This is a genomic window from Streptomyces sp. T12, assembly GCF_028736035.1.
GTDB lineage: Bacteria > Actinomycetota > Actinomycetes > Streptomycetales > Streptomycetaceae > Streptomyces.
Window position 1 is genome coordinate 1,069,133 of record NZ_CP117866.1, and the last position, 22,532, is coordinate 1,091,664.

Here is a 22,532-nt window from a genome sequence, read left to right on the forward strand (position 1 = left end):
GTTCAGGAAAGTGCGGGCAGGGCTTACGGCGGCGGCGCTCACGTGACGAAGAAGATCCCGGCGTCCGTGCCCGCCGGGGTGTACTCCGCGAGCCGTGCCCTGAGGCCGTCCTCGCGCTGCGGCCGGTACAGGTCGTGGAAGGCGCCCATCTCGGCGCCGTCGTCCGAGCCGCGCCGGATCTCCTCGGCGCACCGGTCGGCGAGCAGGCCGTACCAGGGCGTCCCGTAGCGCTCGGAGGTGAACAACGGCCGTACGCGACCGGCCTGTTCGGGCCCGGCCAGATCGGGCTGGCAGCGGTACCGGCGTGGGGTGCGCGACCCGGACGGCACGTACGAGTACCGCAGGCAGCCGATGCCGCGCCGGGCCACGTGGAGCCGGCCGGTGAAGACCGAGTTCTCGGCGATCTTCACGGCGTGTGTGTGGATCTCGCCGATCACGGTGGTGCGGTGCAGGTGCAGCACCGCGTGGGCGTGCCGGCAGTCCGGTGCGGACAGGGCCTCGCGGTCACTGCCCGTCGCGTCGAGGATGCTGTCGCGCAGGTGGATGTCGAGCGGTTCCTCGCTCACCTCGTCGCCGATGACCTCGATGGTGCCGAGGATGCTGTGCTCGACCTGGAGGCACGCGGTGGTGCGCTCCAGGACGATGCTGGGCTCCTCGGGCGAGTGCGGATCGCACTCGGGTTCCAGGGACCAGCCGGGCACGAGCGTGGAGTGCCGTACGACGACCGCGCCCACGGGACCGGTGACGTTGATGCCGCGTCCGGCGACCAGCAGGCCGTCGAGGACGATGCGCGGGCGCTCGTGCGGGGCGCAGTCCTCGGACACCGCACGGATGTTGAGGGCGTCCGGCCGGTTGCTGTACCAGTCGAGCAGGCGGATCACCGGGCGGGTGCCCTCGGCAGCCCGCACTTCGAGGCGGTCGCCGGGGTCGAGGTCGAAGTCCAGCTGCTCCTGGTAGGCGCCGCTGTGCGTGATCTCGATGATGCCGGCGGGGCCGGTCCGGTCGGCGCGGCGGTCGTGCTGCCAGGCCCGGTAGGCGTCCATGATCTGGCGGTACGGCTGCCCGGGGCCGACCCGGTAGACCTCGGCGTCGGGTCGCGGTTCGCGGTCGTGGCGGTCGTACTCGCCGCCGCCCATGTCCGCGGGGGACGCGTAGTGGTAGTCCACCCACACGCCCTGCCGGGGCGCCGACCGCGAGCCGAACGCGATCCGGCCCAGCTCCGGGTCGACGGCAACCTGACCGCGCTTCGGCCGGTAGCGCCAGTCGGACAGGTCGGCGACCACGATGTCCGACGGCGGTACGGGCTGGTCCTCGCCGTCGCGCCGGATGACGAGGCTCTTGCCGGGGCCGTAGTAGTCGGTGAGCCGGTCGTGGAGCTGGCGGCGGGTGATGAACGCCGGGACGTTGTCGATGGTCGCGATGTGCGTGGGCGACGGCTCCGGGAACGGCTTGGTGACCAGCGGGGTGTCGTTGCCCAGGATCGAGAAGGTGTAGAGGTTGCGGGCGCGGTCGATGCAGTACGCCGGGGACTGCGTGAGCGAGTGCGCCTTCAGCCGCCAGACGAAGAGCGCGACTCCGGCTGGCGTCCAACCCCCTTGCCGATGCCGTGAGTTGGCGCGGCGCACGTCGACCGTGCGGGCCGTCGCGCCGAAGGGGCCGCCCGCGAGGTCGAGGGCGGAGTTGTCGCGCAGGTCGACCAGCCGGCCGCGCTCGCCGCGGTGGACGCCGGTGTCGCCGTACAGCTTCACGGGCTGGGTGTGGGCGACCTGCCGGGACAGCTCGACGGCGCGGGCGGGCCAGCCGGTGACCTGCTCGGAGAGTTCCTCCAGGAGGTGGAGGGTGCCCTTGCGGCGGCGGTTGGCGACCGTCGCGGCGACGTCGGCGCGCGGGGCGACGGCCTCGGCGAGGGCGGCGCGGCCCCCCTCGTGCAGACCGGTCGTCAGGACGCGCTCGTAGCCCGGCAGGGTGCGGTAACCGACCAGATCGCCGAGGTACGGCAGCACCCACGGCGCCGCCGTCTCCACGAACAGGTCCTCGTAGCCCTGCTGGACGCCGTCGCGGACCCGGTCGAGCTGCTCGGCGATCACCGCGAGCAGGGCGCGCAGCGGCTCGCCCTCCTCGGCGTCGCGCAGCAGGTGCCAGCGGGGCAGCAGTTCGGCGAGCCCGTCGGGTTCTCTGGACGTCGTCGCCGGGGTCGCCGTCTCGAACTGGACATCCGCCGAGTTCGCAGACATCACTTGACCTCCGTCAGAATCAGGGTGTCCGCCGCCCTGGGCGACAGCAGTGCGAGCTGGGCCGGGCGGATACCGCGGAAGACGAACACCGAGCGGCCCTTCGCCAGGCGGCGGGTGTCGGTGATGTCGGGGTTCAGGCGCAGGAGTTCGGCGAGCGGGACGCCGTACTTGCCGCAGATCTCCGACAGCGTCTCGCCGTTCGCGGCGCGGACCGTGTGGATCTTCTCGTCGTACGTCGCCGGGTGCGCCGCGACCGACGCCCTGGGCGGGCCGGGGTCGGTGAGGATCCCGGTGAGCTCCTCGGGCGTCGCGGACGCGGGCACGCCGGTGAAGACGTCGACGTCGATGTAGTCGACGCCGGGCACGGTGTGGGCCGTGGCCAGGACGTCCGAGAGGCGGGCTGGTCGGCCCAACTCCCTGCCCTCGTAGCCGAGTCGGCGCAGCAGGGCCTGACGCAGCCGCGGCTCCACGACTTCCCAGGCGTGGTCGCGGGCGACCTTCACCTTGGCCGCGACGAGCAGCAGGACCAGCTCACGTACGTCCACCCGGACCGGCAGGTTGAGGTCCCCGTACTCGGTCAGCGCGCCGCGCAGGGCCTTGAGCGTGTCCGAGTCGCCGTCGATCGGCACGTCGTCCGTGCCCGCGACCGTCACGTGCAGCACGCGCCGCCGCCCGTCGAAGAGTTCGCGTGCGGCGGCCCGGCCGATGCCGGCGCGGGAGCGGGCGAAGTCCTCGTAGTCGGACGCGGAGACCAGGCGGTCCAGCGCCGAGACGGCGAGCGGGATCGTACGGCGGGTCAGGCCGGGGCCGTCCGCGTCCGCGCCGCCCTTGGCCGGGCGCGGGTTGGTCACCTGGGTGACGCCGAGCGGCCGGGTGAGGGGCTGGGTGATGCGGTCGGCGGCGACGTTGGCGGCCTTGCCGGTGCCGAAGCGGTAGCGGGCGCGGATGTTCTCGTGGCCGCTCGGCAGTCGGGCGCCGTTGATGCCGTCGCCGAAGGTGACCGTCGTACGGCCGTCGGCGGTGGAGCCGGTGATGTAGACCCGCTCGCCCGGGCCGCGTCCGGCGAGGCTGTCGACCTCGTGCCACAGGACGCCGTCGACCCGGACCTCCAGCACGGGTGTGGCGCCGAGGGGGTTGTCGTCGGCGAGCCAGGTGAGCGGGGACTGCCACAGCGCGAACGTCTGGTTCACGCGGTCCGAGTCACCGCTGCCGATGGCCTCCTCGCGGCTCTCGCCATGGGTGGCCTCGACGACGTTGCCGAGGATCCTGACCGTCTCGCGGCGGTAGCGGTGGGCGAGGTCGGCGGTCAGGGTCAGGCGGGTGTGGACGTGGTCGCCGGGGAGCAGGGGATCGCGGGCCGCGTCGGCGGCGGCGATCGTGACGACCTCGGTGGCCTGGACCCCTGCCGTCCCCGGGATGTCGCTGCGCTCGCCGCTCACGATGAGCGTGCGTCCCGGCCGCAACCCGTCGTGCAGCTCTGCGAGTTCGATCTCGTTGCCGTGGACGTCCTCGCCGAGCGGTTCGTCGGCGAGGCGCAGCGGTTCGCCCGCTGCGTGGACGGTGGTGTCGCGGATGTGCGAGAGCAGGACGTCGAACTCGTCCAACCACGGCTCGGTGAGGGTGAGTTCGGTGCCGCGGCCGGTGATGCCGTAGTTGGTGTACACCGCCGTACGCACCGCTGCCACCTGGGTGGTGACGAACGCGAGCTTCTTGTCACCGGGAATGCCGTTCTCGGCGCCCTTGGCGGGGCGCTGGACGGCGACCCAGCTGCCGACCGTGATGCCGGTGTGGACCGTGTCCAGCTGGAGTACTTTGCGGTTGACCGGCTCCGGCTTGCTGGCGATCACGATCTCGACGTTGGGCTCGGTGCTGCCCACGGTGTACCGGAGGCTGATCTCGTACTCACCGAGATGGAGCGGCGTGTTGTCGCCGGGGCGCAGGGCGACCGGCGGGGCCGTGCCGACCATCACATGGACGAGTCCCTCGTCGTCCGGCCCGGACACGAACAGGGTCTGCTCGGGCAGACCCGAATGCAGCTTGGCCCTGATCCCCGCTTCCTGGGCGTCGGCGGCACGGCGGCCCAGCCAGTGCAGTTCGCGGTCCTGCGCGGCCACCTCGGACAGGTCGACCTTGCCCGCACCGAGGTCGAACCGGACCGGCTGGGTGAGGGGCAGGTTCTCGGCCCGCTGGTCGGAGTTGCTGCCCTCGACGTACTGGAACTCGGCACGGACCTGCGTGCGGCCCGCCGGGTCGTACACGACGCGCATGCTGACGAGAACGGCGCCCGTGAGCGGCCAGTCCGCGGTGCGGATGACCCGACCGCGGTCGTCCTGGACCGGCTTGAGCGGAGCCGTGGCGCCGAAGGGGGCGGCCGTGACCCGCATGGCGAGCAGTTCGCGCAGGAGCTGCGGGGCGCCGGGGACGGCGGCCGCCGCTGTGCGCCAGGCCGGGTAGAGGCTGCCGAGGGCGGGGTTCAGGGCCGAGAGCAGGCGGGCGGTGTCGCTGCCCGGGCGCTGGGCACCGGTGCCGCCACGCGGGGCGGGGGCCGCGGCACGCAGGGCGGGCAGGACGGCGCCGAGCGTCTGCAGGGCGGCCGCGCGAGGGTCGGCGCTCCCGGTGTCCCTCGCGGTGCGCACCGCCGGCTCAGCCTCGTCGGGCTGGGCGGGCGCCAACTCCACTGCCCGCTCGGCGAGTTCGGCGAGCACCGCCTCCAGCTGCTCGAACCATGCCGCCACGTCCTCGTACGGCCCGGCCAGCACCTGCGCCTCGCCGAGCCGTGCGACGGGCTCCGCCAGACGGGCCGCGAGCCGCTCGGGCGTCTTGATGCCGTCCAGGTCGTCCCGCAGAGGCGCCAGCACCTGGTCCTCGAAGTCCTCGATCAGCCGGCTGACCGGGCGCGGGTTGGGGACCTCGGATGTGGGCGGCTCGTCGCCGGGCTCGCCCGGGGCCGTGGGGGCGGCGGTCCAGCGCCGCACCTCGTCGACGAGCTCCTTCAGGGTCGGCGGGGCCGACTTCGGCAGGGAGATCGCGGTGATCTCGTCGTCCCGGTCGACGCGCGCCTCGGCGACGGGCAGCAACTTGCGTTCGCCGCCCGCCTGTTCACCGAAGACGAAGAGCAACTGGTCGCCGGTCCGGAGCGAGTTCGCCGTGCCCGCCACGAAGATCTCCGAGCGGCGCTCCAGGTCCTCGGGCGTGACCAGGGTGGGGCGCCGGCGGCGTACCTTCAGCTCGTTCCAGTCCCAGCGGGCCGTCAGGTCGCGGCTGGTCTCGAAGGTCAGGGACTGCTCGTCGGCGGAGGCGGGCACGCTGTGGCTGCGGGCGCCACGCGGGATCAGCACGGGCAGCGACTCGGCGCGCGGGTCGCGTTCCAGCGTGTACGCCAGATGCGTGGCGGCGGCCACGCCGGGGCGCGGCCGGTGGCCGACGAGGCGGCCGAGCAGAACCAGCGAGCGGTGCTCGTTGGCCGTACGGATGTAGGCCTCGTCGGCGATGCGCTCGGAGTGGAAGGTGAGCAGGTCGCCGAGGACGGCGGTGGCGTCGAGGAGGCCGATCGCCGGGTCGTCCGGGGTACGGACGGTGAGGCCGGCCAGGGCCGGGTACGCCGGTGAGGCGAGGCGGTCGAGGAGGGCGGCCCGGAAGGAGCCGTACTCGCCGACGCGGTAGTCGAGGGCCGTGCGGCCGGGCGGGTTGTGCACGGGGGCCGGGGCGAGGCGCTCGTCGTGGCCGCCGCGGCAGGCGCCGCCGCAGGTGCACTCGTCGGTGATCGTGCCCTCGGTCGTCGGGTACTCGGTCATCGGGCACCTCCCAGGGAAATCGCCAGCCGGCCGTTCTCCGGCCGGTCCGGGTCGTTGTCGCAGGTGGCGATCTCCAGCGGGCCGAGCCGCAGCACGCCGTCCTCCCTCTCTCCTCGATCCGGTTCGAACAGCCTCTGCAGTCGGGTGACTTGGACGCTCTCCACGCCGGGGACGGCTGCCGCGACGGCGACGAGCCGGCTGAGTCGCACCGGTTCACCGAAGGTCAGCGCGTCCGGGTGGAAGAAGCCCCGCACACCACTGCCGAGCACGCGGTACAGCTCGGCCAGGATCTGCCCGTGCTGGTGGCCCGGCTTCGCGCACACGGTGAGCGCGATGTCCAGCGGGACGAGCCGCGCGGCGCCGACGACGAGGTCGTGGCCGATGCGCCGGTACGGCTCCAGGGCCTGGGCGACCGAGGCCAGCAGCTCGGCCGACGGGGCGCCGGTGCCGTTCGCGTCGATCGCGACGTGCGCCTCCTGGACGCTGCCGGTCCAGCGCAGCTCCGCCGCCGCGCGCTGCACGCCGGGCAGGGCGGTGGCGAGGGCCGCGTAGTCGTCGGCGGTGACCGCCCGCAGGCGGGTGCGGCGCAGGTCGAGCGGGGCCAACTGGCGTACCTGCTCGACGGGTTCGGGCTCGACGCCGCCGTTGGCGGGCAGCGGGTTGCGGACCACGGCGGCGGGCGGTGGCTCGCAGTCGGACTGGACGACGAGGTGGTTGATGGCCTCCGCGCCGACGTTGCCGGCCGTTCCGCCGCCGAGCCGGTAGTGCAGGGCGAGGCGGGATCCGGGCGTCGGCTTCGTGCCGTGCCGTCCGTCGCCGAAGCGCAGGGCGAGGCGGCCGTCGTCCTCGAGTTCGCCGACGAAGTGGCGGTCGCGGGGGCCGCTGTCGAGCAGGTCGCGGCGCGGTTCCCAGATCTCGTCCTCGCCCGTGTGCAGACGTACGGCGGGCAGCGCGCGGCGCGGGTCCTGGTCGAGCGCGGCGGTGGCGGAGCCCCGCAGCACCGGCTCCTCGGGATGCAGGCCTGCCGCGTATGCCGGGCCCCAGCTGTGGGCGATCTCCCAGGCGATGTTGCCGTCGAGCACGGTGCCCGCGCGGGCCCGCGCCGTGAGGACCTCGATCCGGCGAAGCTTGGCGTCCAGCAACTCGTCGCTGCGGTAGAGGAGTTCGCGCAGGGCGCGGACGGGATGGCGGCGGAGCTCGATGCGCTCCAGGATCTTCAGGCCGTAGATCACCGCCAGTTCGGCGATCTCGGCGTCGGAGAGGCCGTCCCGGTCGCGGGCACTGCGCCACAGCTCGACGAGCCGCTGCCGGACCCGCCCGGGAATCGCGGCGATCCGCTCGGCCTGCCCGGCGGCGACGGTGCCGAGGTCGGGGAAGGGCACCGCCTGCGCGACGGGGGCGCGGCCCAGGACGGGACGGAAGCGGGGTTGGATGCCCGGGTAGACGGACTGGGCGAGGAGCGTGCGCAGCGCGGCCGCCTGGGCGTAGGCGGTGCCGGGGACGACGCGTTCGTGGCGCTGGCCGGCGCGTTCCAGGCCGATTCCGGCACGGTTGGTCGCGCTCTCGCCGGCTTCCTGGAACAGCTCGCGGACGTCGTCGGGAGTCAGGACTTCACCCGAATTCGCCTTGTCGGTCAGGGAGTTGATGAGGCGGGCGGGCGCGTTGCCCTCGTCGCGGTCGTAGCAGCCGAAGGCGGGCGGGTCGCAGGGGGCGACGACGGCTGGCACCTGCGGGACGGTGAACGTCTCGGGCAGCCCGTGCAGGGTGCGGCCGTGGTCGACGAGGACGACGTTGCCGCGGGCGAGGCTCACGTCCTCGACGGGCAGGCAGTCGCGGCCGCCGCGTGTGGTGAGGCAGAGCGGGAAGCGGAGCGCGTCCGCGGCGGCCCAGGCGACCTCCAGGACCGGCTGGTCCTCGATGCGGTCCACGGCGGGGGTGACGGAGGTCAGGCGTACGACCTGCCGATGGCTCGGGTCGGCGTCGCCGGGGGTGCCGGTGCGCGGGCCCTTGACCTCCTCCAGGATCAGCAGGTCGCCGGGCCTGAGGTCGAGTTGCCGTTCCCGGCAGGTCTCCGGGTCGACCCACTCGTCGCGCAGGGTGGCGGAGGTGCCGCCCTTCGGCAGGGTGCAGACCTCGCCGCCCCACGTCCACAGGCGGATCGCGTTGTGCGCGACGCGCAGCTGAAGCGGGTCGGCGGTGACGACCGGTTCGAAGACCTCCACCGAGCCGCGCTCGTCGAGGTCGCCGAGGTCGGCCTCGTCGACGACCGTGCCGGGTTCGGGCCGGTCGTGCGGGTCGAGGGTACGGACGTCGACGGAGGCGAAGCGGAAGGTGCCCGGCGCGAGCGTGTGGTCACCGGCGGTCTCGACGGCGACGTGCGCGCGGGCCGAACACCCGTCGTGCATCGCGTAGTCGATGAGCCGGACGTGCCGACGCACCGAGACACGACGGCGCGCGGTGTCGAGGTAGGCCTCGGTGGCGACGGCGTCCTGCTGGTAGCTGATCTGGTCGCCGGTGTACGCGAGCAGCTCGACGAGGGTCATGCCGAGATCGGCGGGGTTGCGCTCGACCCAGTCGGGGGTGGTGAGCGCGAGCCGGTCGAGGAGCAGCTTGCGGATGGTGTCGTAGTCGCGGGCCGTGTAGTCGATGACGGGCGCGGCCGGGAAGTCCGGGTTCGGCTCCTCGTCTTCCTTGCAGTCGAAGGGAGTCGGGCAGTCGGGCCGGAAGGCGAAGGTCGTGCTGTGGTAACGCTGGTCGAAGCCGCGATACGGCTCCGTCCCGGGCCGTCCGTACGGGTCCGTCTCGACGAGGGAGAGCCGGTAGCGGGAGGTGTCGCCGGCCTTGTCGAGGGTGACGTAGAGCCGGTCGTCCAGCTCGGGGTCCTCCTCGCGCTCCACACTGACGTCGACGGCGGTGATGCCGGTGATACGGCGGCCGCCGTCGATGCGGACGTTCTCGGGGCCGAGGCCGTGCGGGGCCTTGCCCAGGAAGGTGACGGTGAGCAGCAGGCCGTCGTCGCCGACCTCGACGGAGTCGACTCCGTTGAGCTGGGCGGCGCGGACCTTGGCCCGGCGGGAGGTGACGGTCGTACCGGTCATGCCGTGGCCCTCCCTTCGAAGACGTCGTCGCGCGAGGCGCCGTCGGCGCGTAGGACGTACGACAGGTACACACGGACGACGTTGTCCTCGCTGACCACGTCGAGGGCCTCCACGTCGATGAGATCGCCGAGCCAGCGCTGGAGCGAGGCCTGGACGGAGAGTTCGAGGGTGCTGATGAGTTCCGGGCTGGTCGGCGCGAAGACCAGGTCGAGGAGCCCGCAGCCGAAGTCGGGGCGCATCACGCGCTCGCCGGGGCTGGTGAACAGCAGCTGTTCGATGAGGTCGTGGACGTGCTCGCCGTGGGTGGCGTGCGCGGTACGGCCCCGGCGGTCGGCGCGGAAGGGGAACGCGACGTCGCTGCGCGGGCGTTGACTGGTTCGGCGGCTCATCGGACGGTGACCTTTCGCTGCGCGGCCTGGACGACGGGCGGCCCCTGCGGCACGAAGGCGGCGGTGAAGCACTCGGCCGCGGCGGTGTCGAGCAGTACGGCCGCGCCGTCGACGGTGATGCCGGTGCCGCCGGCGGTCCAGCGGACCGTCACACAGGGCGTGGGCACGCCGTTGACGGTGTGCGGGCAGCCGGTGACGACATAGCTGTGGGCGGCCGTGGCGACGGCGGCACCCGCGATGCGTACACCGCCGGACGGTGAGCTGGCGGCGGTGACGCGGCCGCCGTGCGGGCAGCCGATCACGGCGTTGGCGTCGAGCAGACTCCCGGATGTCCCGGACACGTTCTTCCTTCCCCCGGTTCTTATCGCTTGGACGCGATGGTCAACTGGCCCTCGTTCACGTCCACTTGGTTTCCGCGCAGGATGACCTCCGCGCCGAGGCCGTTGGAGATCACGATGGTTTCCTTGGTGATGCGGATGTACGCCCCGCCCTGGGCCTGCAGCAGAATCCCCTGATCGGGGCCTGGCGGGTCACTCATCACGATCTTGTGCGCCTCGGGTGTCTGCACCACGACGGGCTTGGCCTGGGAGGCGGGCTGCACGAGACGGCGGGCATCGGGCGGCAGTTCGCCCTGTTCCCCGTACCAGCACCCCGTCCACACCGGAAAGCTGGGATCGCCCTGCTCGAACTCGACCCACACACCGGCCCCGGGCGCCGGCACCACGAACTGGCCCGCCTGCGGTCCGGTGAACGGCAGACAGGGCAGCGCCCAGGTCGACGGCTCGTCACCCAGGACGTCGGGTACCTCGACGGTGATCCGGCCGATGTGCAGCGGATCGTTGTTGTCCACGACTCGGCCGCGGAATTTGCCGAGGTAGCGATTGCTGGGTGCCGCCATGTGAACTGCTCCTGGTCGTGGTGGTCGGTTCGGGGTGGATCAGGGCCTGACGTAGGCGCTGCGTGCTTCGAGCCCCTCTCGCGACAGCGTGAAGTTCTGCTGGAAGGACCCCTGCCGCAGGATGTGCGTGACGGACTTGACGAAGTAGTCGCCGTCGTACGTCCGTCCCGAGCCGCGCACACCCACCAACTGGCGCGGCTGCAGGATGTAGCCGTGCCGGTTCACGTCGAGCGAGCCCGAACCGGAGACGACGTCGGCGGACACGGCCGCGCGCGCGAGGAGTTCGGCCTCGGCCTGTTCGCGCTGGTGCTTGGCGGTGCCGGAGAGGGTCCTGCGCTTGAGGGCCGGGGTGGGGCGCTTGCCGAGCGGCGGGCGCAGCGGACTGATCGGCGGCTGGGGCAGGAGGGTGGACTGCCGGGTGCCGGGGTCCTGCCAGCGGGCCTGCGGCTCCTCGCGGGCCGTCCCGTCGTAGGCGAACGTGAGCTGGTCGACGGTGGAGTTGGCGTCCATGTTGACGTTGAGCGCGTGCTGGCGGATGCCGAGGCGCACTTCGGGGCCCCAACGGGCCGAGGACTGACCGGGGTTCGGCCCCGGCTCCAGGTAGAAGGTGTAGCCGTTCGCGCGGGCGAGCTCGTTGATGTACTGCAGATCGGTGCTCGTCTGGTAGTGGACGCGGAGGTCCTGGTGCGGCGGCTGGCTCACCTTCTCGGTGTAGACGTCGGGCCGGATGCCGTAGTCGGAGTAGCGGCGCAGGATGGCCAGGACGCGCTGGGAGGGCGGCAGATTGGGGTAGCGGTCGGTCCGCTCCTCCAGGTCCATGAGGAGGCTCAGGTCCTCGCCGGTGACGGTGAGCGTGGAGTGCCCCGGCTGGTTGCTGGCCCCGACTTCCTGGCGCACCACGAGCCCGTCGAAGAGCACCTCGGGGGTGCCGCGGACGGTGACGGTCACGATGAGCCGCGTCTTCGGGTCGAAGAATCCCTCGGGCAGGAGGGTGCGGCTGATGAGCCCGTTCTTGGTGAGGTCGAAGGCGAGCTGGAAGCCGGAGCGCTCGCCCGCGGTGGCGGTGATCTGGGCTGAGAGGAGTGCCTCGGCGACCTCCGCGGGCACGGGCTTGGCGAGCTTCGGCCCCATGTGCAGGGTGATGTGAACGGGGCCGCGCCCCACGGGCAGTTCAGCCACGCCGGACTCCCTGCGGCCCCTGCGGGAAGTGCCCGGCGAGCGGCACGTCGACCTCGCGGCCGGGTTCGTCGGTGAGCTCCCGCGGATCCAGTACCGGGTTGGCGTCGGCGATCTGCCACCACTGGCCGGGGTCGCCGAAGTAGCGCTGCCCGAGCAGGTCGGGGCGCTCACCGGTGCGGACGGTGTGGGTCTGCGTGGCGTCGCCTGTTTCCTCCAGCGGAGGGAGCAACCGCCGCTTGGTGTACCGGACTTCGGTCCCGTCAGGCAGCCGGTGCACGCCGATCTCGGCATCGTGGTACCGGCTCGTCCGGGGGTATGGATGGGCCCCCGGTATCGCGTCCAGCGCGTTCTCGTACGGCTCGATCTCTGCCATGGCGTTCGCTCCTCAGCCCCTTCCCACCCCGATGCCACTGGAGCCGAGCCCCAGCGACCCGATCCCCGCGGTGCGCGCGGCGGCGGCGAGGCGCTCCTTCTGCGCGAGATGCGCGTAGTACAACTCGGCGCCCGGGTGCCCCATGGGCAGATCGCTCACGGTGAGCACCTTGAGTCCGATGCTGAGCGAAGCCCGGATCGGATTGAGATCCACGTCGAACGCGGACTCGTTGATGGACAATTCGGTGAGCCGCACGGGCATGACCCGCTTGCTCCCCCAGGTGAAGAGGGTGAGCGGCATCTCGATCGGAGAGATCTCGATGGTCCCCTTCTGCGACTGCCGGCTGGCTTCGCGCAGTTGGGAGGACGTCGGCTGCACGAGCATTTCGAGCACGGCCAGTTGGGGGTGGATGCCGTCGGGTGCGGCGATCTCGAACTGGTCGGTGGCGTCGATCTCGGCGGTGAACTTCCAGGTTTCCTGGGCGGGGCCCTTGAGGCGGAGGGCCTCATTTCTGTCCCCGTTGCCGCTGCCTCCGCCACCGGAATCGCCGCTGCCTCCTGCGGACTGGGGCGAGAGGCTGCGTTCCAGGGTGTCGGGGTTGAACTGGAGCACGATGATGCGTTGGGGGGTGCCTACTTCGGGGTCGACGAGGACTATTCCGGAGCGGATGGGTTTGGGGATGTCGGCGTAGCGGGTCACAGGCGGGCCTCCAAGCGTGCACGGAGCGGCTCGTAGTCATATTCGGGGAAGAGCGTGGGAAACGTCTCCAGCATCGTTTGGAGGTTGCTGCCGACTTCCTCCAGCCAGGAATCCTTGAAGTCGACGTCAGCGAACAGGTACTGCCAACCTGTAGTGCCTTTGGTTGCCAACACGGTTTCCAGATAGCCGCTGGGGCTCAGATTCAGTTTCTGAAACATGCGCTCAGTCTTGCTGTAGTACCACATCTCGAAGGGTGGTTCAGCAGCCAGCCGCACGCCTGCCACCGCACCCATTCCGCTTTGCGACAAAGAATCGATGGCGCGAAGTTCGGAGAGGATCTTTTGACGGCGAGGCTTCAGGTTGACATCCCTCGGCACGTACTCCGGGTGGCTTGCTGAATCCACTGTGCTGTGAAGCTGAAACTCCCCGCCAAGTGTCGGATGGTCTTCGCTCTCCCACAGGACGTGAACTTCCCGAGGAACGAAAAATTGGTGGTGAAGGGCGGATTCCAAGTGCAGCCGCCCGTTTGCGTCGAGCTCGCGAAGGGCAAGGTCCACCTCTTCAGACGTTGCAGCCGAAGGGGAGACGTACTCGTACTCGATCCGGACGTTCGCCTCCTCCCCCAGTTCCCGCACCGCTCGAAGGCATCGCCTTTCCAGGTCGTCGGCGTCTTGCATGGCAGCCCTTTCGCGATCCTTCATGTCATACTCGCCAGTCGATTTCTTGCTTCTTTTTCGCCAGTTGCCGCATGATTTCGTCGATTATTTTGTCCGAGGGCTTCTTGTTCACCCGCTGCTGCTGCCGAAGGTATTTTCTGACCGAGCCGAGGTTCGTGTAGGTAGGCTTTTCGACCTTCGTCTCCGACTTCTCGAACGTCCCGGCTATGTGTCGCGCACTCCGATTCGATATTTTGAGCCGATCTCCGAGAATCTTCTCTCCCGCAGAGTTGATGTGAATGCTGTGTTTCTCGTCCGGGTCCGGCTGAGGAATTCCAGTGGCCTCGTAGGTGTGGGATGTTTTGGGTTCCCAGTGCTCGGGCAACTTTCCCGTAAGCTCTGGCCGTTTCTTGGTGTATCCGCCGTAAGAGGCGCTGATTCGATCGGGGAATCCGGGGAAGTCGGAGTGGTTGAAGTCCGCCTCGGCTTTGTACCAGATCATCCTGTGCTTGGCGTTCTTCCCACTTCCCCTCTCCTGCTCCGACTTACCGATGATGGAATCGTGCGCCCACTTCTCGATTTCCCGGTGGAACAAGTCATTGGTGCGGTGGCCTCGCGCCGGCACAAGGTTATTCGCCCCGTTGTGCCCGCCAAGACCCTTCGAACTCCCACCCGGCAGGAGGTGCATCTTGACCCACTCCGCACCCTTCCCGAGGCCGTTGTTGGCAATGTACTCCCACCCCAGCGGCTGCTTCCTGTTTTTGTCCGGAACCTGGCCCTTCGCCTTCATCGTACTGTCGAGGAATTTTCCTTCCATGGACTTACTGGAAATATTCGACCCGGTGTTCTGCACCTTGTCGTAGTCCACGCGGGTGAGCTTGTCGTCGACCCGACCGGGGGATATATCCGGCGAGGGAAATTGTTCGGGGCGAGTGCGGTCCTGATTCGCCGGCGTGTTCACCCCGTGAATGCCGCTCATCGCCGCAGGGTTGAGCGTCCCTCGCACTCCGAAACTTTCGTCCCCCGTCTTGTAAAGCCCGGTCAAGCGGTAATAGTCCTTGAACTCCGCGAGGGCCGATATGTGATTCGACTCCGCCAACCCCTTGTCCAGGAGTTTTTGATCGCGTGGCCGGATCTTCGCGAGAATCTTCCTCAAGCGATCTTCCTTGTCCTTATCCTCCTCTTCCTTCCGCTTGTCCCTCTTTTCTTGCTTCGGATCAGTCTTCGGCTTATTTTCGTCGTTTCCTTTTTGCTTGTCCTTTTCGTTCTTCGGCTTGCCGTCCTTGTCCGTGTCCTTGTCCTTGTCCTTCGGCTTGTTGGATTCCTGGTCCTTCGGTTTGCCCGGAGGGTCATTTTCCTTGGGCTTGCCCGGCGCGTCCTTGTCCTTGGGCTTGCCCGGGTCGCCCTTGTCGTCCTTGGGCTTCGGGTCCTGCGTCGGCTTGGTGTCCTGCTTGTCCTTGTCCGGCTGCTGGTCCTTGTCCTTCGGATTGCCGTTCTTGTCCTTGGACGTCGGGGGCGTCGGCTTCGTGGACGTGTCGCTCGGGGTGTTGTTCTTCTTGTCGTCGGGCTTGCCGTTGTCCTTGCCGGGCCTGTTCGTGGGGGCCTTGGGGTTCGTCGGCTTGGGGGACGGGGCGTCGGTGTCCTTGTCCTTCGGCTTTCCGGGCTTCGTCGTCGCCGGCTTCTTGTCCTGGGGCTTGCCCGGTGCGTCCTTGTCCTTCGGCTTGGCAGGCGCGCCCTGGTCCTTCGGCTTTCCGGGGCCGCCCGTGTCCTTGGGCTTCGTCGGGGGCGTGACCTTGGCCGGGGGCGTCTGCGTCTTTTCGGGAGTCGACGAGGACTTGTCCTTGTTGGAAGCCGGCGGGTCGCCCCCGCCGTCCTTCCCCTTGTCCCCGCCCGAACCGCCCTTGTCCTTGCCGATCTTCGCGGCCACGCCCTTCAGCCGCGTGCCCACCTTCGACACGTACTTGCCGATCCCGCTGAGGATCAACTCGTAGGCCATCTCCAGCAGGACCACGATGCCCGCCGCGATCGCCTTGGCGAAGAGGACGCCCGCGCCGCCCTGCCGTACCGACTTCAGCCAGGTGATGACCGCGCCGATGGCCTTGAGGATCTCGCCCAGCGAGCCGATCGCGGCCTGGATGGCCTCCAGGATGGCCGCGCCCCAGCCGGCGCCGGGGATCAGCTTCGCGAGCACCTTCGTGATGACGATCTCGCCGATGATGAACGGGAGTTGGGGGACGATCGCGTCCCACACCTCCTTGGCGATCTTCTCTAGGGTCCAGCCGCCCTTCATGAGCTTGTTCCAGACGGCTTCGGTCAGGCCGGTGATCTCCTTGACCTTGTCGTTGAACCACTGCTTGACGGCGCTCTTGACCTCGTTGAAGAGGTGGTTCTTCGCGCCGTCGTACGCGGAGTTCTTCGCGCCGCTCAGCCAGCCGCCGGGGTCCGAGAGGATGTCGACCAGGATCATCATGAACTCGCCGAAGGCGGCGATGAACTTCGTCGCGAAGTCGAGGACCGCCTTGAGGGCGTCCTTGCAGGCCTTCAGGACGTCGAGGAGCATCTTCTTCAGGACGTTCAGGATGTCGCTGAGAAGCTTCGCGATGGACTCCAGCAGATCCTTCATGATCTGCTTCAGCGCGTTGGCGAGCTGAGTGACGAACGCGAGCGCCGCGTTGATCAGGTCCGTGATGAACTTGCGGATACGGCGGGCGATTTCGATGACCGCTTCCACCAAGGACGTGACGAACTCGATCAGGTCCTCGATGAACTTCTTGATCATCTCGACGATGCCCTCGCGGGCCGCGTTGATCCAGCCCTCGACCGTCTCCTTGAAGCTCTTCAGCGCCTCGATGATCGCGTTACGGGCGTCCTTGATGATCTGGACGACCTTGTCCCGCAGCTCGATGAACTTCTCTTTGATCCAGTCGAGCGTCTTCGACAGCCAGCCCTTGGAGTCGTCGACCTTCTCGTCCTTCTTCTTCTCCGCGTCCTCCTCGGCCTTGGTGCCCTTGTCCTTGACGTCCTTGTCGCTGGTCTCCTTCTCCTTGTCGACGTCCTTGTCGGTGTCCTCCTCTTCCTTCTTGACGTCGTCGCGGATCTTCTTCTCGCGGTCGGACTTCTTCGTGCCGAGCTTCTTCAGCTCGTCGTCCTGCTCCTTGGTCCAGTCGGAGCGCTGCTTGTCCACGTCCGTCAGGACGCCCTCGCGCTTGCCCGTCTGCTCCTTGGTGTTGGACTGGACTTCCTTGTCGACCTGCCGCTTGTGCTTCTCCTGGGACGTACGGGTGTCCTGGGTCTTCTTCTCCCGGCCCTTGCCCATGTCCTGGCGGCCGTCACTGAGCGCCTTCTTGAACTGCGGCTTGCGCTCGTGCTCGGCCACTTCCGAGGCCGCCTCGGGGGGCACGGCACCGGTGCTCGCACCGCCTCCGCCGACGCGCGACTTGCCGCCCTGCTCGGCCGGCACCTTCCCTTCGAGCCGTTCCTTCGGCGCGTCCGGATAGACCTGGTCCTCGCCCATCTTGCGACCGGCGTCGTCGGCGCCGGTCTCGGCGGCCTCCTGGCTCTTGTCGTCGGTGTTGCCGCCCTGCTCCGTGGCCTTGTCGTCGGCCTGGCCCTGCATGTCGACGCCCGGCGCGGTGCCGTTCTGCGCCTCCTTCATGGCCTCGTCCTTGGTGGGCATGCCGGCGAACTGGGCGGCCAGGTCCTCCGCCGTCACATCGAAGCCGAGCCAGTCGCCGATCCCACCGATGGCGTAGCCGGCCATCATCCCGATCTGGTCGAAGAAGTCCGGCTCCTCCATCTCCTCGGCGTCGATCTTGCCTTCCGGCTTCTTCTCGCCCTTGACCTCGGCCTTCTCGTCCTTGGCGTCCTCTGCGCGCTCGGCCTTGTCCTCGTTGTACTGCGCGGCTTCCTCGGCGTCCGGCTTGCCGTGCAGGGTTTTCGGCGCGCCGGTGGGACGGTCCATGGCGGGCGGCTTGGACGCCAGCTGCTTGTGTTCCTTGCCGACGTCCTTGTCCACGGCTCCGCCGACGCTGTCCATCGCCTCGACGGCCTGGTGCGGCTTGAGGTTCGACGCGGTGGCAAGGCCCTCCTCAGGGGAGCCGCCGGAGAGGTCCGGCGCCGCCTTGGACGCCTTCTTCCCCTTGGCCGCGGAGGCCTTGCCCCCACTGGTGGAGCCACCCTTCGAAGCGGCACCGCCACCGCCGCCCCCACCGCGCGCCGGCGCAGGAGCCGCCCGGGTGCCGGAGTCGTCGCCGCCCCCGGACTCGGCCTTGGTCTCCGCCCTGCTCTCCGGCTGCCGAGCCTGCTCCTTCGGCTTCTCCGTACGCGGCTCCTGGGCCCTCGGGCTCGGCTTCTCCGTACGGGATGAGGAGCGGGACTCCGTGCCTGAGCCTGAACTGCCCGTGTCTGAGGTGGAGTTGTCGCCGCTCGAAGGCTGGCTGGACGTCGAGCCGGACGACGGTGTCGAGCCGGTATCGGCCGAGCTGCCCGAGTCGGTCGTCCCGCCACCGGACGCGGACCCCTCCGAAGTGCCGCTCCCGCCCTCGTCCTTGGGCCCCTTCGACTCCTGCGGTCCAGCGGACTCCTCGGCCTTCGCCGCTCCCTTGGCGCCCTCGTCGGAAGCCGCCTTCTCGCCCTCGGCACCCTGCTTGGCGGTGTCCGCCGGGGACGCGGCGGCCGAGGTGTCGGAGCGGGCCTGCGCGGAGCCCTTCTCGCCGCCGCCCGAGGACTTGTCGCCGGGGCCGCCCGCGGCGGGCGTGCCCTTCTCCTCCTTGGCAGCCTTCTCGGCCGTATCGCCGCCCGTCTCCTTCGAACGGTCCTTGGCCTCCTGAACGTTGGCCTCGGCCGCGGCCGGGCCCGCCTTGGGGTTGTCGCCCTGTTTGGGGTCCCTGGAGGCGACGCCCGGGGCGGGCTTCGGCTCGTTCTTCTCCTCGGGGTCGAGCTCGCTCTCCGTACGACGCGACTGCTCCGCCGCCTCCTCCTCTGCGCCCGGCACGGGCGGGGAGTCGTCGGTGCCCGGGTCGTCCTTCTCCGCCGCCGCCTCGCGCTCGGCGTCCTCCTCGTCCTCCTGCTGACGCTGTGCCTGCACCTTTTCGGCCCTGGTCGGCGGCGGGGCAGAGAAGGAGGGGGTGGGCGTGGCGGAGCTCCCGGCGGACTCGTCGATCTGGTCGGAGGTCGGCACGTTCGACACGTCGAGGTCCTGCTCGGGAAGGAAGTCCTCCGGCCTGAGTTTGATGTCCCAGGCGCTCGGCTCCCCGCCGCCGACCTCCACCTCGGAGTCGCCGCCCTGGACGGCGGACTCCTCCCGCTCCTCCTCGCCCTCCTGGTCCTGGGCGCGGGCCCCGTCCAGCGTGCTGGCGCGGCCGAGGAAACCCTCGTCCTTGCCCGCGACCTTGGGACTGCCCTCGTCGCGACCGGGCTCGTCCTTCTTGGCCGCCTCGGCCGCGGCGGCGCTCTCGCGGGCCTTGGCGGCCCCGTCCTCGGCGTCGGCGCGCGGGCCGGCCGCCTCCTCCTGGCCGGCTTCCTTCTTCGCCTTCTCCTCGGCCTGCTTCGCCCCGGCCCGATCGCCGTCCTTCCCGCCGCCCTGCTTCCCCTTGTCCCCCTTGTCCCCCTTGTCCTGCTGCTGCCCCTGCTGTCCGCTCTTCTCCGCGCCGGACTTCGCGTCCTGCTTCCCGGCCGCCTGCGCTCCGGCGTTCCCGCCGACCGCGGCATCCTGGGACCCCTGCTGCTGCCCCGGCTTCTGCTCCGACTGCGCGGCCGGCGAAGTGGGCTGCTGCCCGTCCCCCTTGGGGCTGGACGCGTCCCCACCCGTCCGCGGGTCGGACTCCTTCTCGTCCTCCGCCTTCCCGGCGTCCGCGCCCGGAGTGCCACCCTGCGGAATCGTGCCGCCCGCGTTCTCCGGCGTACTGCCCGCGGCGGGAGCCGTGTCCCCGGACCCGGCCCCGTCCACGGACTGCTTCTCCGGGCCGGGAGCGGGCCCCGTCCGCTCGGTGCGCTGCTGCTCCTCCTGGGCGGCCTCCTGCTCCCTCTCCCGCTCCGCCTGTACGTCCTCGGCGGTGTCCTCCTCGACCTCCGGAGCGAGGAGGCCGCGCTGCCGGGCGGTGGCCTCGCTCTCCGCCTGGCCGTCCTCGTCGATCTCCGTGACCAGGTCCACCACGAAGTCGTGCTCGGAGGTGAGCAGCCGGTGCTCCAGGCGATCCAGTACCCGCTCCTGAAGCTCCTCCGAGAGCGGGGCCAGGGAGGCGCGGACGCGCTGCGCGCTGTCCGTCGGGTCGGTGCGGAGGGACCGGATGACCGTGTTGGCGAGGCGGTCGACCAGCGTGGCGGGGTCGAGGTGTTCGAGCCGATTACGGTCGGCGTGGACGGTGGTGTAGCGCATCCACGCCGGAGTGCTGGCCTCCGGGGCGATCTCGGGTGCCTGCTCGCCGCGCGCGACGGCCTGGGCGGTGTCCTCGGCGGCGCGCTCGGCCGCCTCGTGCGGCGCGCTGACCTGACCCAGGTCACGGCCCGCCGCCAACGTGCCGCTGGCGAAGGGGTGTTGGATCGTGTGCAGCAGCTCATGCGCGAGCAGGGCGCGGCCCTGCTCCGTGCCCGGCTGGTACTGGCCCTCGCCGAAGAAGATGTCCCGGCCCACCGCCACCGCGTCCGCACCGAGCATGCCGGTGAGAGCGCTCGCGTCGCGGTCGGTGTGCAGGCGTACGGAGCCCAGGTCGTGGCCGAGCTGCTCCTCCAGCTCCCGGCGCACACCGGCGTCCAGCGGCTGTCCGGCCCCGCTGACGATGTTCTTCGGCTCGGGGGCGCGGTTCTTCGCCGCGCGCTCCTTGCGTTTGCGGCGGCGTTCGGCGGCGGCCTGCTCGGCTGCCTGGGAGTCCTGAGCTGCGGAGTTCGTCATCGCGTCACCTCCCCACGGCCCGAAAGTCCCGCGTGCACCGCGCGGGCCAGCTCCTGGCCGATGCGGCGCGCGGACAACCCGGCGGGCATCGGGGGAAGTCCCGACATCCCGTCCATCGACACGGCGCCGTCCGCGGCCAGCGGCACCCCGTGTTCCCGTACGAGACGGGTCAACTCCCGCTCGAACGACGCCGATACGCGCCGCGGGTCCACGGACGGGCCGAAGCCGTCCAGGACCAGCTCGCCGATGTCGACGCGGATCTCGCGCGGCTCGGGACGACCGGCCGCGCTCTCCCGATACGGCCTGTTCACACCCATCCGCGGACCTCCGTCGGCGTCAAGGAGCGTTCCAGCTTGGAGTATTCGGTGCGGGCCGCAGCGAGCATGTGGCGCATCTGCAGCCGGTCGCCCTCCTCGGCGGCGAGGAACGCGCCGGACAGGGCGATGTTGCGGATCGAGCCGCCCGCGACGGTGAGTTGGGCGAGGAGTTCCGGATCGATGCCCTTCGTCGGGGTCTGCGACGGCAGCACCCGGCGCCAGATCTCCGCCCGCTCGTGCTCCGCCGGGAACGGGAAGTCGACGACGAAGCGGATGCGGCGCATAAAAGCCGTGTCCAGGGCCTTCTTCATGTTGGTGGTGAGGATGGCGAGTCCCCGGTAGGCCTCCATCCGCATCAGCAGGTAGCTGACCTCGAGGTTGGCGTACCGGTCGTGGCTGTCCTTCACTTCGCTGCGCTTGCCGAAGAGCGCGTCGGCCTCGTCGAAGAGCAGGAGCGCGCCGCCGCGTTCGGCGGCGTCGAAGACCTTGCGGAGATTCTTCTCCGTCTCGCCGATGTACTTGCTGACCACCTGCGACAAGTCGATGATGAACAGATCCAGGCCCAGTTCCTTGGCCATGACCTCGGCGGCCAGGGTCTTGCCCGTGCCGGAGCCGCCCGCGAACAGGGCGGTGACGCCAAGGCCGCGACGCAGCGTCGCAGCGAAACCCCACTCCTGGTGGACGGTGGGCCGCTGCCGCACATGCGCGACGATCTCCCGCAGCACGCTCGTCTGCCGGTCGTGCAGGACGAGATCGGCCCAGCCCGCCTCGGGCTCGATACGGCGGCCCAGTTCATCCATCCCGATCCGGGCCTGGTTCAGCCCCGCCCGCCAGGCGAGCCCGGCGGCGTCCAGCTCGTCCTCACCGGGCAGATCACGGCGTACGGCGGCAGCGGCGGAGCGTACGACGTGCGGTGGCAGCTGGAACTGTGCGACCAGCGACCGCAGTTCGCCCTCCCCGATGTCGGCGAAGTCCCGGAAAGCGCCCACCCACAGCCCGAGTTGCTCCTCGTCGTCCAGGCGCGGCACGGCCACCCGATCGCCGTGCGGCCGGTCCGACTGCCGCGGATCGCCGCTCGACACGACAATGGGAACGGCGGCCCCGGTCAGGAACGCGTCGGTGGCCGCGTGCTGGTCGCGGTCGAGCTCGCCGACCTCGACGAGCAGCGCGGCGGGCAGCAGGATCGCCTCGCGCTGCCACAGCCGGGCGAGCCGGTCGCGCTCCGCCGCGTCCGTGGGGATGTCCTCGGCGCTCATCGCGTACAGCCCGAGCCCGGACCGCGCGGCCGCCGCGGCGGCGATCTCGGCCCGGCTCGGCAGATCGCCGCCGACCACCTCGACGAGCAGCGGCGCGTCCGGGCGTGCGACGGTGGTCCAGCCGGCGGCTACCCGGCTCGCGGCCAGGTCGTACGACGGCGGTAGCTCGTCCGGCACCGGGGTGCGGCGCAGCTGGCCGTGCAGCCGGGCGTCCAGGTAGGGCGAGCCGAGCAGGAAGTGCAGAATGCGTTCGTCGAGCCGCAGCCGGGACAGCGTCAGGCGCGACTCGTCGTCCAGCTCCACTATGCGCCAGCGCCGCAGCGGTGCCACGGGGGTCAGAGCGCTCCAGTGCGGTTCGCCGAGCGCGGCCAGGGCCAGCGAGAAGGTGGGGTACGCCCGCTCCGGGTCACCGCTCGCGGCGGCGCAGCGGGCGGCGGTCGTGGGGTCCAGCTCGTAGGCGGCGGTGAGGAGTACGAGGTCCCGTTCGAAGGCCGTGAGGCCGAAGCAGGTGACGAGCGCGTCGAGGGGGGCGGTCGCGGGGGCCGTCGGGTCCGGTACGTGGTCGACGGCGGCGTCACGACCGGTGGAACCGTCATCGGGCTCCGCTGCCGTGCCCGTCTCGGCCATGCCCGGTTCGGCCGCGCGCGCGGCGTGGGCGTCGACACGGGCCAGGACCCGCCGGATCTCCGCGGTCAGCGTCGGGCTGCCGCCCGGTGCGTTCGCGGCACCCGTCCGATGCGTCCCCATGTC

At 70.4% G+C, this 22,532-nt stretch carries 13 protein-coding genes; all 13 read right to left on the reverse strand.

From position 1 onward, the window contains the following. Window positions 1–38: 38 nt before the first annotated feature. From PBV52_RS04720 to PBV52_RS04780, 13 genes are read right to left on the reverse strand one after another with little or no spacing between them, the layout of a single operon-like run. Window positions 39–2,234, reverse strand: coding sequence for a hypothetical protein (locus PBV52_RS04720; RefSeq protein ID WP_274236992.1), 2,196 nt, complete (start codon window positions 2,232–2,234; stop codon window positions 39–41). Then, on the reverse strand, window positions 2,234–6,028 hold the full coding sequence (locus PBV52_RS04725; protein WP_274236993.1) for a putative baseplate assembly protein: 3,795 nt from the start codon (window positions 6,026–6,028) through the stop codon (window positions 2,234–2,236). The genes PBV52_RS04720 and PBV52_RS04725 overlap by 1 nt, the downstream gene beginning before the upstream one ends. After that, window positions 6,025–9,126: a putative baseplate assembly protein gene (locus PBV52_RS04730; protein WP_274236994.1), complete on the reverse strand. Its 3,102-nt coding sequence runs from the start codon at window positions 9,124–9,126 to the stop codon at window positions 6,025–6,027. Before PBV52_RS04730 ends, PBV52_RS04725 begins: the two co-directional genes overlap by 4 nt. Continuing rightward, window positions 9,123–9,515, reverse strand: a complete 393-nt coding sequence (locus PBV52_RS04735; RefSeq protein WP_274236995.1) for a GPW/gp25 family protein — start codon at window positions 9,513–9,515, stop codon at window positions 9,123–9,125. The genes PBV52_RS04730 and PBV52_RS04735 overlap by 4 nt, the downstream gene beginning before the upstream one ends. After that, window positions 9,512–9,856 carry a hypothetical protein gene (locus tag PBV52_RS04740; RefSeq protein ID WP_274236996.1) on the reverse strand — a complete coding sequence of 115 codons (345 nt, stop codon included), beginning with the start codon at window positions 9,854–9,856 and terminating at the stop codon, window positions 9,512–9,514. The genes PBV52_RS04735 and PBV52_RS04740 overlap by 4 nt, the downstream gene beginning before the upstream one ends. Before the next feature lie 20 nt (window positions 9,857–9,876). Further along, window positions 9,877–10,413: a phage baseplate assembly protein V gene (locus PBV52_RS04745; protein WP_274236997.1), complete on the reverse strand. Its 537-nt coding sequence runs from the start codon at window positions 10,411–10,413 to the stop codon at window positions 9,877–9,879. 39 nt (window positions 10,414–10,452) lie between these two features. After that, window positions 10,453–11,592: a hypothetical protein gene (locus PBV52_RS04750; protein ID WP_274236998.1), complete on the reverse strand. Its 1,140-nt coding sequence runs from the start codon at window positions 11,590–11,592 to the stop codon at window positions 10,453–10,455. Further along, on the reverse strand, window positions 11,585–11,965 hold the full coding sequence (locus tag PBV52_RS04755) for a hypothetical protein (protein ID WP_274236999.1): 381 nt from the start codon (window positions 11,963–11,965) through the stop codon (window positions 11,585–11,587). The genes PBV52_RS04750 and PBV52_RS04755 overlap by 8 nt, the downstream gene beginning before the upstream one ends. A gap of 12 nt (window positions 11,966–11,977) precedes the next feature. Further along, the gene (locus PBV52_RS04760; protein ID WP_274237000.1) at window positions 11,978–12,664 is read right to left on the reverse strand and encodes a hypothetical protein; all 687 of its coding nucleotides are present in this window, start codon (window positions 12,662–12,664) and stop codon (window positions 11,978–11,980) included. Further along, complete coding sequence (locus PBV52_RS04765) at window positions 12,661–13,365, reverse strand: hypothetical protein (protein ID WP_274237001.1); 705 nt, start codon at window positions 13,363–13,365, stop codon at window positions 12,661–12,663. Before PBV52_RS04765 ends, PBV52_RS04760 begins: the two co-directional genes overlap by 4 nt. 1 nt (window position 13,366) lies before the next feature. Continuing rightward, entirely contained in the window at window positions 13,367–20,209 is a 6,843-nt protein-coding gene (locus PBV52_RS04770) for a DUF4157 domain-containing protein (RefSeq protein WP_274237002.1), read from the reverse strand. After that, on the reverse strand, window positions 20,206–20,526 hold the full coding sequence (locus PBV52_RS04775; RefSeq protein WP_274237003.1) for a hypothetical protein: 321 nt from the start codon (window positions 20,524–20,526) through the stop codon (window positions 20,206–20,208). Before PBV52_RS04775 ends, PBV52_RS04770 begins: the two co-directional genes overlap by 4 nt. Next, window positions 20,517–22,529 (reverse strand): ATP-binding protein, encoded by a 2,013-nt coding sequence (locus tag PBV52_RS04780; protein ID WP_274237004.1) that lies wholly within the window; start codon window positions 22,527–22,529, stop codon window positions 20,517–20,519. Before PBV52_RS04780 ends, PBV52_RS04775 begins: the two co-directional genes overlap by 10 nt. Between the last annotated feature and the right edge of the window lie 3 nt (window positions 22,530–22,532).